Origin of the sequence: Streptomyces sp. NPDC048612, assembly GCF_043199295.1 — a bacterium.
Classification (GTDB): Bacteria; Actinomycetota; Actinomycetes; order Streptomycetales; family Streptomycetaceae; genus Streptomyces.
The window spans coordinates 688036-702742 of the sequence record NZ_JBICVV010000002.1; the positions used below are offsets into that span (position 1 = coordinate 688036).

The following is a 14707-nucleotide window of genomic DNA, read 5'->3' on the forward strand; positions in this document are numbered from 1 at the left end:
ACGGCGAGTAGCCTCGCGCCCATGCGAGCGATCACTATCCCGGAGCCCGGTGGCCCCGAAGCACTTGTCTGGGCGGACGTCCCCGATCCGCAGCCCGCCGAGGGCGAGGTCCTGGTCGAGGTCGCGGCCAGCGCCGTGAACCGCGCCGACCTGCTCCAGCGCCAGGGCTTCTACGACCCGCCGCCCGGCTCCTCCCGCTATCCCGGTCTGGAGTGCGCGGGGCGGATCAGCGCGCTCGGCCCCGGCGTGCACGGCTGGGCCGTCGGGGACGAGGTGTGCGCGCTGCTGGCGGGCGGTGGATACGCGGAGAAGGTCGCCGTCCCGGCCGGCCAGCTGCTGCCGGTGCCGGCCGGCGTGGACCTGGTCACGGCCGCCGCGCTGCCCGAGGTGACCTGCACGGTCTGGTCGAACGTCTTCATGATCGCGCACCTGCGGCCCGGGGAGACCCTGCTGGTCCACGGCGGTGCCAGCGGGATCGGCACGATGGCGATCCAGCTCGCCAAGGCCGTCGGCGCACGGGTCGCGGTGACCGCGGGCGGCCCCGAGAAGCTGGCCCGCTGCGCCGAGCTGGGCGCGGACATCCTCATCGACTACCGCGAGCAGGACTTCGTCCAGGAGATCCGCAAGGCCACCGACGGCAAGGGCGCGGACGTCATCCTCGACATCATCGGCGCCAAGTACCTGCAGCGGAACGTCAAGGCGCTGGCGGTCAGCGGACGGCTGGCGATCATCGGGCTGCAGGGCGGGGTGAAGGCGGAGGTCAATCTCGCCGCTTTGATGGCCAAGCGCGCCGCGATCACCGGCGCCGGGCTGCGCGCTCGCCCGCTGAACGAGAAGGCGGCCATCGTCGCCGCGGTGCGCGAGCACGTCTGGCCGCTGATCGCCAATGGTCAGGTCCGGCCGATCGTGGACCGCACGATCGCGATGGCGGACGCCGCCGAGGCGCACCGCGTCGTGGACGCGAGCGCCCACGTCGGCAAGGTCGTGCTGACCGTCTGAACCGACGCCCGCCCCTCCCGCGAACCGCGCCGTCCGCGCCCGCCGGCTGCCGCAACTGCGCCCGGTAACCCGGCCGAGCTGTCCGAGATGCCGTGAATCTCGTCACATGTGACGCTGGTCAGGTCACTCGACGGCTCGGCACGGGAGGGGCACTGTGGTCGCTCCAGGTTTCCGTTCGCGCATCGCCACCGGTCTGTTGGTGGCTGCCGTCGTGCTGCCCGTACCGATAGGGGCCACCTCCGCGGTGGCCGCGGACCGGCGGGCCACACCGGTCGACCGTCCCCCGCAGCTCGTCCGCCCCGGCGATCAGCCCGATGACGCCCCCGGAGACGGCGGTGCCGACGGTTTCGGTTCCGACGGGTACGGTGCCGACGGCTTCGGTGCCGGCCCGCCGCCCGCCGAGGGGCCCGGTGCCGGAGGAGGCCGGGCGCGCGCCGGACATCGCGGTCACCCGGGAGCCCCGGGACTGCCGGACCGCTTGCCCGGCCTGCCGTACGCCCTTCCGGACTTCCCGCACCGGCCGCATCACCATTTCGGGTTCCGTGGGTACGGCCGCTGGCACCACCACCCGCATCACCCCTTCGAGCCGGGCTCCGCCGCACCGCCGTACTCCGATGGCGGGAGCGCCGAGTCCCCGGGGCACGGCAGGCACCGGCACTCCGCTTCGGCGGGCTCGCCCGACGCCGACCGTGCGCACGCGCGGCCCGGCCGGCGTGCCCCGAAGCCCAAGCACCGCAAGCCCTCCGCGTCCGCTTCCCACGACGCCGCGGCCACTCCGTCCCGGCCCTCCCCGTCCCGGCGCGATGTCGCGGACCGGCACACCCGGCGCTCCTACGAGGCCTTGCCGCCGCTCCCGACGCCCGCTCCGGAGGACGTCCGCTCCGCACCGGAGAACGTGGACGACACAGCGGCGGCAACGGCGACCCCGTACGCCATGGAGACCCCCACGGCCCCCGTCGAGCGGGTGCTCCCGATGGGTGCCGGGCTTGCTCTCACGGGGCTGGGGCTCGCTTTCTTCGCCCTGCGGCTGCGCCGGGGCTGATGCCGGCGTCGGTTTCACGTGAAACGGCGGGAATCCGCGGTTTCACGTGAAACAGTGACGCCCGGATTCGCGCGGAAAGGGTGGATCACCTTCTCCCAGGGGCACCACTTGTGGGGAGCCCAGGTACGAGAGAATGGCGGCATGGAGATGCCGATGAATGAACGGTCGCAGGAGAATCCGCACGTCCTGGTTGTCGGCCCGGACGGAATGGCGCTCGGCGGTGGCGTCGGCTCCGGTGGCGGGGAAGACGGCGAAGAATCCCGGGAGACCCCCTTGACGGACATGGTCGAACAGCCTGCGAAGGTCATGCGCATCGGCAGCATGATCAAGCAGCTGCTGGAGGAGGTGAAGGCCGCCCCGCTGGACGAGGCGAGCCGGGTCCGGCTCAAGGAGATCCACTCCAGCTCGGTCAAGGAGCTGGAGGACGGTCTGGCGCCCGAGCTGGTCGAGGAGCTGGAGCGTCTGTCGCTGCCCTTCACTGATGAGTCGGTGCCGACAGACTCGGAGCTGCGGATCGCCCAGGCCCAGCTGGTCGGCTGGCTGGAGGGCCTTTTCCACGGCATTCAGACCGCGCTCTTCGCCCAGCAGATGGCGGCCCGTGCCCAGCTGGAGTCGATGCGCCGTGCGCTGCCGCCCGGTGCCATGCCGATGGAGGGCGAGGAGGGCCAGCCCGGTCACGGCGGCGCCCGCTCGGGCCCGTACCTCTGAGCCGGGGTTTGATTGTTCAGCGACCCGCAGCAAGCAGAAGGGGTCGGCACGCCGCGTGCGTGCCGACCCCTTCTTGTCCGGTCCTGATCAGTAGTGCCCCGTCGAGACGGTCAGCTCGATCGTCTCGCCGCTCTTCGGGTCCCAGCGTTCAAGGCTCGCCGGTTTCGTCTGTATGACCGTGTTCTTGGCCGTGTACCCGCGGTTCTCTTCCGTGACCTTGTACTTCCAGCCCGCCGCGTCGAGGCAGGACTTCACCGAGGCCAGGTTCTTGTAGGTGAGGAACGGGAAGTAGATCTTCTTCGGTTCGCTGTAGGGAGAGTCCGGCTTGGTGCACTCCGTCGAGTCAACCGTCTTCGTCTTGTCCTCAGGCATGACGCTCTGGGTGGGTGACGACGAGTAGGAGTAGGTCGATGTCGGGTCGGGGTCCGGGTCGTCGCCGCCACCGGCGCTCAGCCCGATGCCGATCGCGATCGAGGTGACCACGATGACACCGACGATCGCCGAGACGACGATCACCGCGGAGTTGTTCTTCCGCGGGGCGGGACGGGGGGCCGGCGGCATCGTGGGAGCCACCGGCGGCGGGGTGTACGCCGGGGGCTGGTACCCACCCGAATTGAACGGCGCCGGGCCCGGAACGGGGCCCGGCGCGGGCGTCGGGTAGGTGTTGCTCGGCGGCGGGGGAGTCGAGGGACCGAAGGCAGCCTGCGTCGGCTGGTACGGCTGCTGCACGCTCGGCGGGGCCGGGGTGTGCGGGTTGCCGGAAGCGGTCGGGAAGACGGCGGAGGAGACCGACGCACCACTGGTCCGCGCCCGCGGGCCCTCGCCGATGATCAGCGGCGTCGCGCCGGACTGCCCGGACCCGACGATCCGCAGACACTCGTCCCGCATCGCCTCGGCGGTGGGGAACCGTTCGTTGGGGTTCTTCTTCAGCGCACGGGCCACCAGCGCGTCCACGGCCGGCGGCAGCGAGCTGTTGATGCTCGACGGGACCGGGGGCTCTTCCTGGACGTGGGCGTAGGCGATGGCGAGCGGGGAGTCCGCGTCGAACGGCAGCTGGCCTGTCACCAGCTCGAAGAGCATGATGCCGACGGAGTAGAGGTCGGAGCGGGCATCCACAGCGCGGCCCAGCGCCTGCTCGGGCGACAGGTACTGCGGGGTGCCGACGACCATGCCGGTCTGCGTCATCGACGTCACGCCGGACTGCATGGCGCGGGCGATGCCGAAGTCCATGACCTTCACGACGCCGCGCTTGTTCAACATCACATTGCCGGGCTTGATGTCCCGGTGGACCAGGCCCATTTCATGGCTGACCTCGAGCGCGGCCAGGACATCGCCCGTGATCTTCAGGGCCTTCTCCGTCGGCATCGCGCCAACCTGGGCGATGTCGGTGTCCAGATCGGAGCGCAGCGGCTGGCCTGCGACGTACTCCATGACGATGTACGGCACCATGCCGCCGTCGAGCTCGTCCTCACCGGAGTCGAAGACGGAGACGATATTGGTGTGCGTGAGCTTCGCCACGGACTGCGCCTCACGGCGGAAGCGCTCACGGAAGGCCTGCTCGCGGCCGAGCTCGGTGTGCAGGGTCTTGATCGCGACCTCGCGGTCCAGCACGGTGTCGTAGGCGAGGTGAACGGACGCCATACCGCCCGCGCCCAGAAGATCACGAAGCTGGTAACGTCCTCCGCCGACCGAACGGCCCTCGAATTGGCCCTGAGCGCCGTCCTGGCTCATCGTTCCGCTTCCCCCTAGGCGCACTACCCGTACGTATAGCGATCAAAATCTGGAATTTCGCAGCCAAGTCTGCCCCAGGCCCCGGACACGTCAAGCCGTGTGCCCGTTCCGTGACCAGATGTGCAAGATCCCGTCACGGCCAGGGGGCTTTTCGGTGCCCGATTACCCCCGGTGAACTTGCGGTGCTTGACTTCCAGCGGCTTTGATGGCCGGTCCACGACGGACCGGTGGGTGCCGCGGAACCTGTAGCGTGCTCTAGCGAAGACCGATGACCTTACCGCTCTCATGCGGATTGATTCGACGGCGAGGACCGATGGCACCGACGCAGAGCCCCCAGGGCCCGTCCGATCCTGACGCCACCGGCTCCAATATCCCCGACGCACCGGAGATGTGGGGCAACGGCGGGCTGGTCGGCGATGGCCGCTACCGGCTCACGCGACGGCTGGGCCGCGGCGGTATGGCGGAGGTGTTCGCGGCGGAGGACGTACGGCTCGGCCGTACCGTCGCCGTGAAGCTGCTGCGGGCCGACCTCGCCGAGGACCCGGTTTCCAAGGCCCGCTTCACGCGGGAGGCACAGTCCGTGGCCGGGCTGAACCACCACGCGGTGGTGGCGGTCTACGACTCCGGCGAGGACCTGGTCGGCGGCAACACCGTGCCGTACATCGTGATGGAGCTGGTCGAGGGCCACACCATCCGCGATCTGCTGCTCAACGCCGACGCCCCGCCGCCGGACCAGGCGCTGATCATCGTCTCCGGTGTGCTGGAGGCGCTGGCCTACAGCCACCAGCACGGCATCGTGCACCGTGACATCAAGCCCGCGAACGTGATCATCACCAACAGCGGCGCGGTCAAGGTCATGGACTTCGGCATCGCCCGTGCCCTGCACGGCGCGCAGTCGACCATGACGCAGACCGGCATGGTCATGGGCACCCCCCAGTACCTCTCCCCGGAGCAGGCGCTCGGCAAGACCGTCGACACCCGCTCCGACCTGTACGCCACCGGCTGTCTGCTCTACGAACTCCTCACGCTGCGGCCCCCGTTCACCGGTGAGACGCCGCTGTCGGTCGTCTACCAGCATGTGCAGGACATGCCGGTGGCGCCGTCCCATGTCGCCGACGCGGTGCCGCCGGAGCTGGACGGCCTGGTCATGCGGTCGCTGGCGAAGGACCCCGACGACCGCTTCCAGTCCGCCGAGGAGATGCGCGGCCTGGTCCAGTACTCGCTGCAGATGCTGCACGAGCAGGGCGGCCACACCGGCACCTGGAGCACCGGCCCGGTCGCCGTCCACGAGGGCGGGCTCACCTCGCCCATGGGCACCGCGGCCACCACGGCGATGCCACACCCCGACGCCGGCAGGACCACGGCGCAGCCGATCCTTACCCCCGGTATGCGGGACGACGACGGGGGCTTCGACGGCGGGCCCCGGCCGGGCAAGGGCGGCCGCGGCAAGATCTGGCTGATCGCGGCGCTGGCGGTGATCGCCATCGCGGTGGGCGTGGCCTTCGCGCTCCAGAACACCGGTGGCCAGGACAAGAAGCACCAGACGCCCACTTCGGAGTCGCCCAAGCCGTCGAAGGACGACGAGACCAGCGAGCCGCCTTCGGAGGAGCCGAGCATTCCGGAGACCGAGCCCGAGGACACGGGCGATGACGGCGGCACCTACTCCGAGCCGCCTTCGGAGCAGCCCAGCACTCCGGAGACGTCCCAGCCGCCGACCTCGCAGCCGCCCTCCTCGCAGCCGCCGACGTCCGAGCCCCCGACGTCCGAGCCGCCCACGGACCCGACGGACCCGACCGACCCGACCGACCCGACCGGTGGTGCCGCTGACGGGGGCGCCGCCGACGGCGGTCCGGACACCGGTGTGACGGCGGGCGCGACCGGCTGACCGGTCCGTCCCCGCCTCAGCGGGTGAACGCGTTCCGCACGGCTCGGTACTCGCGGGTCCACCACACGGCCAGTGCGGCCGCCGCCGGGAACTGTGGATCGGTGCGGCGGTCGCCCAGCTGGTAGCGCCAGGTGAGCATCCAGAAGTCGTTCAGCCGCTCCCACCACACCCGGTGGACGGCCGCCGCGAGCTCCTCGGCACCTGCCCCGCAGGCATGGCGGTAGGCGCTCGCGTAGGCCGCCACCTTGGCGAGGTCCAGGGTGCCGCAGGGCCGTACGAAGAAGATCGCGGCGGCGCGTACCGCCTCTTCGGCGCGCGGCTGGACGCCCAGCCGGTCCCAGTCGACGATCGCGGTCGGCTCGGTGCCCCGGTAGAGCACGTTCAGCGGGTGGAAGTCGCCGTGCACCCAGCCCGCGGGCGGCTCCGCGCCGGGGGCCGGGCGGCGGTGCGCCTGCTGGGCCAGCAGGGAACGGCGCTCCAGCAGACGGTGTTCGGCCAGCTCGTCGAAGCTGGTGCGCGGCCGGGCCCCGCGGGCCAGGGCCAGCAGCTCGTCGATCGTCTCGAAGGTCCGTTCGGGGTCGGCGCCGGCGTCCGCGCAGGGTGGCCGGGGCGGATGCGGTTCGTCCGCCATGACCTCCGCCAGCGCGTTGTGTACGACCCCGAGCAGGGCGCCGAGCCGCCGGGACTGGTCGCGGGTCAGCGCGGCGCCGCCGAGATGGCGGCCTTCGACCCAGGGGTGCAGGGCGTAACAGCGGCCGTCGAGGACCGTGACCGTGCGGCCGTCCGGATGGGCGACGGGCGGGGCGACGGGCAGTCCGAGCGCGGCGAGCCGGTAGGTGGCGCGGTGCTGGCGGGTGAGGGCCGCGTGGTCGCCGTCGAGGTGGTGCTTGAGGAAGTAGCGGCCGCGGGTGGTGGCGAGGAAGTAGCCGTGGTTGAGCAGGCCTTCGGCGACCGGTTCACAGGACAGCGGCGTACCGGCGCCCGTGTAGTGGCGGAGCAGGGAGCCGAGAGTGTCTCTGTCGGGCGTCGCCGCCGTCCGGACTACAGATGAGCGCAGCACGCGCCAGATGTTAGATCAACTACGCCCGTCGGAGTGGGCGTGCCGGAAGGCCTCACGCAGCGTGCGCACAAGGACGGAGGGCGCTCCGGCTTCCGTCAGGCGGGGCCTGGGGGCGGCGGCGATTCCGTGTTTCCGCAGGACCGTTCGCCGAGGGTGCTGTCGCATTCCCTGGCTGGTCAGTGCCGTTCCGCCTGCATTCGGGCGACATAGGCGGCGGCCTGGGAGCGGCGCTCCATACCGAGCTTGGACAGCAGGCTGGAGACGTAATTCTTGATCGTTTTCTCGGCGAGATGGAGCCGTTCGCCGATGGCGCGATTGGTCATTCCCTCGCCGATCAGATCGAGGATCTTGCGCTCCTGGTCGGTGAGGCGGGCCAGCCGGTCGTCGCCCTTGGCGGCGTTGCCGTCGCGCAGCCGTTCCAGCACCCGGGCGGTGGCCACGGGGTCGAGCAGGGACTTCCCGGCCGCCACCTCGCGCACCGCGGAGAGCAGTTCGTTCCCCCGGATGGCCTTGAGGACATATCCGGCCGCACCGGCCATGATCGCGTCGAACAGCGCCTCGTCGTCCGCGAAGGACGTGAGCATCAGGCATTTGATGTTCTCGTCCTGCGAACGGATCTCGCGGCAGACCTCGACGCCGCTCCCGTCCGGCAGCCGGACATCGAGCACCGCTACGTCCGGACGGGTCGCCGGTATCCTGACCAGGGCATCTGCGGCAGTTCCCGCCTCGCCGACGACCTCGATGTCCTCCTCGACCGAGAGCATTTCGTGGACACCGCGCCGGACAACTTCGTGGTCATCGAGCAGGAATACCGTGATTTTTCCGTCTTCGCGCACCTCACCAGTCTCACACATCAACCCTTCCCGTGCTCCAGGTCACCGATATAACGTGCCGTTGTCCCGGCGGCCTGCAACGCTGTGACCAGGAGTTGTTCCAAGCCTTCGCGATTTACTTGGAAATCCAAGCAAAATCGCAGGTCAGCGCCGTTTCCACTTCGGCTTTGACAATGGGTAACGTGCAATGAGCAGGCCACTGTCCGGGAGCTTTGTTCCACCCGGAGCCGGCCGCGAACGCACACACCCCGTGCGCCGTATCGGATACCGGGTGAGCCGCAATACGGCCACCGGCGGACCCCGGGGGCCGGACAGACGGAGGAGCAGCACGTGACCGTGGAAGGCACTGCGCAGCGGAAAAACGCCCGCGGCAGCAGCAAGCGCACCACCGCCAAAAAGGCGACGTCGGCGAAGAAGGCGTCCCCGGCCAAGGCCCGGAACTCCGGCCGGCCCGAGCAGGCGGAGCACGACCAGCTCGTACAACTGCTGACGCCCGAAGGCAAGCGGATCGAGCACCCGGATTACTCGATCGACCTTTCCGCCGAGGAACTGCGCGGGCTCTACCGCGACATGGTGCTGACGCGTAAGTTCGACGCCGAGGCGACCACCCTCCAGCGCCAGGGCGAACTGGGCCTGTGGGCCTCGCTGCTGGGGCAGGAGGCCGCCCAGATCGGTTCCGGCCGCGCGCTGCGCGACGACGACTACGTCTTCCCGACCTACCGTGAGCACGGTGTGGCGTGGTGCCGCGGTGTCGACCCGACGAACCTGCTGGGCATGTTCCGCGGTGTCAATCACGGCGGCTGGGACCCCAACAGCAACAACTTCCACCTGTACACCATCGTCATCGGCTCGCAGACGCTGCACGCGACCGGCTATGCGATGGGTGTGCAGAAGGACGGCGCGGATTCCGCGGTCATCGCCTATTTCGGTGACGGTGCCTCCAGCCAGGGAGATGTCGCGGAATCCTTCACCTTCTCCGCGGTCTACAACGCCCCGGTCGTGTTCTTCTGCCAGAACAACCAATGGGCGATTTCCGAACCCACCGAGAAGCAGACCCGGGTGCCGCTCTACCAGCGCGCCCGCGGTTTCGGATTCCCCGGTGTACGGGTCGACGGCAATGACGTGCTGGCCTGTCTGGCGGTGACCAAAGCGGCGCTGGAGCGGGCCCGTACCGGCCAGGGGCCGATGCTCATCGAGGCGTTCACCTACCGCATGGGTGCGCACACCACCTCCGACGACCCGACGAAGTACCGGGAGGACGAGGAGCGGGTGGCCTGGGAGGCCAAGGACCCGATTCTGCGGCTGCGGACGTACCTGGAGGCCGAGGGCATCGTCGATGACGCGTATCTCGCCTCGATCGACGAGGAGAGCGAGGCCCTGGGCAAGCGGGTCCGCGATGCCGTACGTGCCATGCCCGACCCGGACAACATGGCGATCTTCGAGAATGTCTATGCCGACGGGCATGCGCTCGTCGATGAGGAGCGCGCGCAGTTCGCCGCGTATCAGGCGTCGTTCGCCGATGCCGATCTTGCCGCGGAGGGGAACTGAACCATGGCCGTCTTCGAGAAGATCACCATCGCCAAGGCGATCAACGAGTCGCTGCGTGCCTCCATGGAGGCCGACCCCAAGGTCCTCGTCATGGGCGAGGACGTCGGCAAGCTCGGCGGCGTCTTCCGCGTCACCGACGGTCTGCAGAAGGACTTCGGCGAGGAGCGGGTGATCGACACCCCGCTCGCCGAGTCCGGCATCGTCGGCACCGCGATCGGGATGGCGCTGCGCGGCTACCGCCCGGTCGTCGAGATCCAGTTCGACGGCTTCGTCTTCCCCGCCTACGACCAGATCGTCACCCAGCTCGCGAAGATGCACGCCCGCGCGCTGGGCAAGGTCAAGGTGCCGGTCGTCATCCGCATCCCGTATGCGGGCGGTATCGGCGCGGTCGAGCACCACTCCGAGTCCCCCGAGGCGCTGTTCGCGCATGTCGCCGGACTCAAGATCGTTTCTCCCTCGAACTCCTCCGACGCCTACTGGATGCTCCAGCAGGCCATCGCTGGCGACGACCCGGTCATCTACTTCGAGCCCAAGCGCCGCTACCACGACAAGTCGCGGCTGGACACCGAGTCGATCCCGGACCCGCTGCACAAGGCCCGGATCGCCCGGACCGGCTCCGACCTGACGCTGGCCGCCTACGGACCGATGGTCAAGGTCTGTCAGGACGTCGCCAACGTCGCGGCCGAGGAGGGCAAGTCGCTCGAGGTCGTCGACCTGCGCTCGCTCTCCCCGATCGACTTCGACACCGTGCAGTCGTCGGTGGAGAAGACCGGCCGGCTGATCGTCGTCCACGAAGCCCCGGTCTTCTTCGGCGCGGGTGCCGAGATCGCCGCCCGGATCACCGAGCGGTGCTTCTACCACCTGGAGGCCCCGGTCCTGCGGGTCGGCGGCTTCCACTCCCCGTACCCGCCCTCCCGTCTGGAGGACGAGTACCTTCCGGGACTGGACCGGGTGCTCGACGCCGTTGATCGCGCGTTGGCGTACTGAGGGTTTGAGGAGAGTTCGTGACCATGACTGCAAGTACCGCCAAGGCTCAGCGCTTCCGCGAGTTCAAGATGCCGGACGTCGGCGAGGGGCTGACCGAGGCCGAGATCCTCAAGTGGTACGTCCAGCCGGGCGACACCGTCACCGACGGCCAGGTCGTCTGTGAGGTCGAGACCGCCAAGGCCGCCGTCGAACTGCCCATTCCCTACGACGGGGTGGTGCACGAGCTGAACTTCGGCGAGGGCGTCACCGTCGACGTCGGCACCGTCATCATCTCCGTGGACACCGACCCGGGCGCCGGGCCCGCCACGGCACCGGCGGCGGCCCCCGCTCCGCAGGAGGCCGCCAAGGCCGAGGAGGAGGCCGAGCCGCAGGGCCGGCAGGCCGTGCTGGTCGGGTACGGCGCCGCGCCGTCCTCGACCAAGCGCCGGGCCCGCAAGCCCCAGGCGGGGGTGCCGGCCCAGCCGGAGCCCGTGAGCGCCGCGCTCCAGGCGGAGCTGAACGGGCGGACGGCGCCCGCTCCCGTGGCACCGGCCGCTCCCGTGGCTCCGGTCGTGAACGGCGCGGGTGCCGGGGCCGTCGGGCGGCCGCTGGCCAAGCCGCCGGTGCGCAAGCTCGCCAAGGATCTCGGGATCGACCTGGCGACGATCGTCCCGAGCGGACCGGACGGCATCATCACCCGCGAGGACGTCCATGCCGCCGCCACCCCGGCAGCGGCGCCCGCACCGGCCGAGGCCGCTCCCGTCGCGGCTCCCGCGGCGGCAGCCGGGACCGGTGTCGTCGACGCCGCCGCCCGTGAGCGGCGGGTGCCGGTCAAGGGCGTCCGCAAGGCCACCGCACAGGCCATGGTCACCAGCGCCTTCACCGCGCCGCATGTCACGGAGTTCATCACCGTCGACGTGACCCGCACGATGAAGCTCGTCCAGGAACTCAAGCAGGACCCGGACATGGCCGGACTGCGGGTCAACCCGCTGCTGCTGGTCGCCAAGGCCTTCCTGGTGGCCCTCAAGCGCCACCCGGAGGTCAACGCGGCCTGGGACGAGCCGCGGCAGGAGATCGTCTACAAGGACTATGTGAACCTCGGGATCGCGGCGGCCACCCCGCGTGGGCTGATCGTCCCGAACATCAAGGACGCAGGGGCCAAGACGCTCCCCCAGCTCGCCGAGGAACTGGGCGAGCTGATTTCCACCGCCCGTGAGGGCAAGACCTCCCCGGCGGCGATGTCCGGCGGCACGGTCACCATCACCAACGTCGGCGTCTTCGGCGTCGACACCGGTACGCCGATCCTCAACCCGGGGGAGTCGGCGATCCTCGCCTTCGGCGCGGTCAAGCTCCAGCCGTGGGTCCACAAGGGCAAGGTGAAGGCGCGTCAGGTCACCACCCTCGCGCTGTCCTTCGACCACCGCCTGATCGACGGTGAGCTGGGCTCCAAGCTGCTCGCGGACATCGCGGCGATCCTGGAGCGGCCCAAGCGGCTCATCACCTGGGGATGAGCCGGAATGCGCGACCGGGCGGTTCGGAGCGGCGTTTCACGTGAAACGCCGCCTCGGGTCCGCCCCGGCCCGGTGGACGAGCAGCCGGTCGGCAGCCACCGCGCCGCCGCTCCGGCCGTACGTCAGCTCCTACGCCGGATACCGGCAGGCCGGGCTGCCACCGGGCCGGCACCGTGGGCTTCCCTCGCCCCGGCTGACGCTGCTCTTCACCCTCGATGAGCCGCTCACGCTGACCGGCCATCCCGATACCGCACAGGCCCCCGGGGCCCACGACACCCTCATCGGCGGGCTGCACACCCGCCCCGCGCTGATCACCCACCCGGGCACTGCTGGCCGGTCTGGCCGTGTGCTGCGGCTCCTTCGACCAGGCTGTCTCGCCCGGGAGTTCCGCTCGCCGGCCGGCTGCCCGCCCAGCCAGTGGCCCGCCGAGGAGTTCCGAGACGTCCGAGCCGCCGGGGACGTCTCGGGGAACGCTGAGTCCGGCGGCCCACCGGGGGCCGCGTTCCGATCCAGGAGGTCCGGCGAACATGCCCGAGAGCCTGTCCGACACCACGCCCGCACCCCAGGTATGGCCGACGCTGCGGGCCCGTGACGCCCGTGCGCTGATCCGCTTCCTGGTCGATGCGTTCGGCTTCGAGGAGACCGTGGTCCATGGCGAGGGCGAGCGCGTCGAGCACGCTCAGCTCTCCTGGCCCGAAGGCGGCGGCATCATGCTCGGCTCCGTCAGGGAGGCGGAGGACGACCACTGGCCGCTGCGGCCCGGGACGTTCGGGGGCTATGTCGTCACCGACCGTCCCGACGAGCTGTGTGCCCGCGCCAGAGCTGCCGGAGCGGAGATCATCGAGGAGCTGACCGACACCGACTACGGCTCGCGGGGCTTCGCTGCCCGTGATCCTGAGGGCAACCTCTGGTCGTTCGGCACCTATCGCGGCGAGCCGCGCACCGCGTAGCGGCCGGTGACGGGGCCGGTGGCCGGTCAGCCGCGGATGAGTTCCACCGCGCGGCTGAAGTGGCCCACCGGTCCGGTCGAGCCGGATTCGTCGGTGTGTGCGGCGCCGCGGGTCAGGGCGACGCCCGCCCACAGGCAGGCGACGATCAATGCCAGCACGACGGTGTTCCGCGCACGGCGGCCGGCGTTCGTCCTGGGCTGCATGGTCAACTCCCCTTGGATGTCGGAGCCTCCCCGGCTCCCTGTCTCTATTCACCCATGAGATTCACCGCCGTCCGTACGCGGCAGGTACGGACTCCCGTACGCCTTGAGGTGGACCCGACATCCCCCTGGAGTCTCCCTTCCCGAGGGGGCCGGGAAAGGGTTTGCCGCGGCCGGCCGGGCTGTTTACGGTCGGCGCAATGAGCAGCGAAATGATCATCCGGCGCTATCACCCGTCCGACCAGGACGTTGTCACCGACCTGTGGTCCCGGGCCGCGCGGCAGGCGCACCCGTTCCTCGACGGGGAGGGCACGGGCGAACGGGCCCGGCTCCTCCGCGAGGTGTACCTCGTCGAGGGGGAGAACTGGGTGGCCGAACGCGCGGGCCGCGTCATCGGACTTCTCGGACTGCGGGCCGGCGGGCCCGGGGACGGCAACGGGGCGGAGATCGGCGGTCTGTTCGTGGCGCCGGAGGCCCAAGGCGGCGGAGCCGGACGGGAGTTGCTGGAGCATGCGGCGGCGCTGCACGGCGCGCTGACCCTGGAGGTCTTCGAGGACAACGACCGGGCCCGCGGCTTCTCCGCCCACCTGGGCTTCACGGAGCAGGGCCGGCCCACGGACGAGGAGACCGGCCGTCCGCTGATCGCCCTGGAGCGTGCCGCGCCGCTGAAGTCGGTGAGCTGGCTGCATCTGCGCGAGGGACGGCTGCTGAGCGTACGGACGCGCGGGAACGACACCTTCTATCTCCCGGGCGGCAAGTACGAGCCCGGCGAGACCGCCCGGGAGGCGCTGTCGCGCGAACTCGGCGAGGAACTCGGCCTGGTGGTACCCGCTGAGGAGCTTCAGGAGGCGTTCGTCATCCACGACGTCGCCCACGGGAAGAACGGGCGCCGGCTGCACATGACCTGCTTCACCGGCGGGCCCCAGGACATCGCACCGGCCCCCGGCCGGGAGATCGCGGAGTACGCCTGGTTCGACCGCCGGGAGGCGCGGGAGCGCTGCGCGCCCGCCCATGCGCAGGTCGTGCGCCGACTGGTCGCCCAGGGGCGGATGCCGGGCTGAGAACGTCGCCGTGCGGCGGACGGGCAGGGGCACGCGTCGGGTGGTGGCCGAGGCGGGTGGTGGCCGGTCCGGCCGGGCCGGGCGGTGGCCGGGCCGGATGCGCTCGGCGGTGGCCGGCCGAGGTGCGGGCGGCGCACACCGGCCCGGCCGGCTGTCGCGACGCCGCCACGATGGCCTCATAACGCCCCTACCAGGGCAAACATGACCTCCCCT

General features: G+C 70.6%; 13 protein-coding genes. 9 read left to right on the plus strand and 4 right to left on the minus strand.

Annotation, left to right across the window (positions count from 1 at the left end; all coding sequences use genetic code 11):
- Positions 1-21 precede the first annotated feature (21 nt).
- From ACGFN2_RS06390 to ACGFN2_RS06400, 3 genes are all read left to right on the plus strand, one after another.
- Positions 22-999, plus strand: a complete 978-nt coding sequence (locus ACGFN2_RS06390) for an NAD(P)H-quinone oxidoreductase (protein WP_393357933.1) — start codon at positions 22-24, stop codon at positions 997-999.
- 154 nt (positions 1000-1153) lie between these two features.
- Entirely contained in the window at positions 1154-2041 is an 888-nt protein-coding gene (locus tag ACGFN2_RS06395) for a hypothetical protein (protein WP_393357935.1), read from the plus strand.
- 141 nt (positions 2042-2182) lie between these two features.
- A complete protein-coding gene (locus tag ACGFN2_RS06400; protein ID WP_362600555.1) occupies positions 2183-2749 on the plus strand; it encodes a bacterial proteasome activator family protein in 567 nt (188 codons plus the stop codon).
- 87 nt (positions 2750-2836) lie between these two features.
- Here ACGFN2_RS06400 and ACGFN2_RS06405 read toward each other — a convergent pair whose 3' ends face one another.
- A complete protein-coding gene (locus ACGFN2_RS06405; protein ID WP_362600558.1) occupies positions 2837-4480 on the minus strand; it encodes a protein kinase in 1644 nt (547 codons plus the stop codon).
- Between the two features lie 313 nt (positions 4481-4793).
- On the opposite strand from ACGFN2_RS06405, the gene ACGFN2_RS06410 reads away from it, so the two are divergent.
- Complete coding sequence (locus ACGFN2_RS06410) at positions 4794-6365, plus strand: protein kinase (RefSeq protein WP_362600561.1); 1572 nt, start codon at positions 4794-4796, stop codon at positions 6363-6365.
- Positions 6366-6381: 16 nt separating this feature from the next.
- On the opposite strand, the gene ACGFN2_RS06415 is transcribed toward ACGFN2_RS06410, so the two are convergent.
- A complete protein-coding gene (locus ACGFN2_RS06415; RefSeq protein ID WP_362600564.1) occupies positions 6382-7425 on the minus strand; it encodes a phosphotransferase in 1044 nt (347 codons plus the stop codon).
- A gap of 176 nt (positions 7426-7601) precedes the next feature.
- The gene (locus tag ACGFN2_RS06420) at positions 7602-8261 is read right to left on the minus strand and encodes a response regulator transcription factor (RefSeq protein ID WP_362600567.1); all 660 of its coding nucleotides are present in this window, start codon (positions 8259-8261) and stop codon (positions 7602-7604) included.
- Between the two features lie 327 nt (positions 8262-8588).
- On the opposite strand from ACGFN2_RS06420, the gene pdhA reads away from it, so the two are divergent.
- The 4 genes from pdhA (at position 8589) to ACGFN2_RS06440 (ending at position 13233) form a co-directional block, all read left to right on the plus strand.
- Positions 8589-9806, plus strand: a complete 1218-nt coding sequence (pdhA, locus tag ACGFN2_RS06425) for a pyruvate dehydrogenase (acetyl-transferring) E1 component subunit alpha (RefSeq protein ID WP_362600570.1) — start codon at positions 8589-8591, stop codon at positions 9804-9806.
- A gap of 3 nt (positions 9807-9809) precedes the next feature.
- Positions 9810-10793: an alpha-ketoacid dehydrogenase subunit beta gene (locus ACGFN2_RS06430; protein ID WP_362600573.1), complete on the plus strand. Its 984-nt coding sequence runs from the start codon at positions 9810-9812 to the stop codon at positions 10791-10793.
- Between the two features lie 23 nt (positions 10794-10816).
- Positions 10817-12283 carry a dihydrolipoamide acetyltransferase family protein gene (locus ACGFN2_RS06435; protein WP_393357939.1) on the plus strand — a complete coding sequence of 489 codons (1467 nt, stop codon included), beginning with the start codon at positions 10817-10819 and terminating at the stop codon, positions 12281-12283.
- A 527-nt stretch (positions 12284-12810) separates the two neighbouring features.
- Positions 12811-13233 (plus strand): VOC family protein, encoded by a 423-nt coding sequence (locus tag ACGFN2_RS06440; protein WP_393357941.1) that lies wholly within the window; start codon positions 12811-12813, stop codon positions 13231-13233.
- A gap of 26 nt (positions 13234-13259) precedes the next feature.
- On the opposite strand, the gene ACGFN2_RS06445 is transcribed toward ACGFN2_RS06440, so the two are convergent.
- On the minus strand, positions 13260-13436 hold the full coding sequence (locus ACGFN2_RS06445) for a hypothetical protein (RefSeq protein WP_362600582.1): 177 nt from the start codon (positions 13434-13436) through the stop codon (positions 13260-13262).
- Between the two features lie 197 nt (positions 13437-13633).
- On the opposite strand from ACGFN2_RS06445, the gene ACGFN2_RS06450 reads away from it, so the two are divergent.
- Complete coding sequence (locus ACGFN2_RS06450) at positions 13634-14494, plus strand: GNAT family N-acetyltransferase (RefSeq protein ID WP_393357943.1); 861 nt, start codon at positions 13634-13636, stop codon at positions 14492-14494.
- The last annotated feature ends 213 nt before the right edge of the window (positions 14495-14707 follow it).

Excerpts from the sequence above, each read along its gene's own strand:
- ACGFN2_RS06450 (WP_393357943.1), top strand. The coding sequence starts at position 13,634 with ATGAGCAGCGAAATGATCATCCGGCGCTATCACCCGTCCGACCAGGAC.
- ACGFN2_RS06390 (WP_393357933.1), top strand. The coding sequence starts at position 22 with ATGCGAGCGATCACTATCCCGGAGCCCGGTGGCCCCGAAGCACTTGTC.
- ACGFN2_RS06400 (WP_362600555.1), top strand. The coding sequence starts at position 2,183 with ATGGAGATGCCGATGAATGAACGGTCGCAGGAGAATCCGCACGTCCTG.
- ACGFN2_RS06410 (WP_362600561.1), top strand. The coding sequence starts at position 4,794 with ATGGCACCGACGCAGAGCCCCCAGGGCCCGTCCGATCCTGACGCCACC.
- ACGFN2_RS06405 (WP_362600558.1), bottom strand. The coding sequence starts at position 4,480 with ATGAGCCAGGACGGCGCTCAGGGCCAATTCGAGGGCCGTTCGGTCGGC.
- ACGFN2_RS06435 (WP_393357939.1), top strand. The coding sequence starts at position 10,817 with ATGACTGCAAGTACCGCCAAGGCTCAGCGCTTCCGCGAGTTCAAGATG.
- ACGFN2_RS06440 (WP_393357941.1), top strand. The coding sequence starts at position 12,811 with ATGCCCGAGAGCCTGTCCGACACCACGCCCGCACCCCAGGTATGGCCG.
- ACGFN2_RS06430 (WP_362600573.1), top strand. The coding sequence starts at position 9,810 with ATGGCCGTCTTCGAGAAGATCACCATCGCCAAGGCGATCAACGAGTCG.
- ACGFN2_RS06445 (WP_362600582.1), bottom strand. The coding sequence starts at position 13,436 with ATGCAGCCCAGGACGAACGCCGGCCGCCGTGCGCGGAACACCGTCGTG.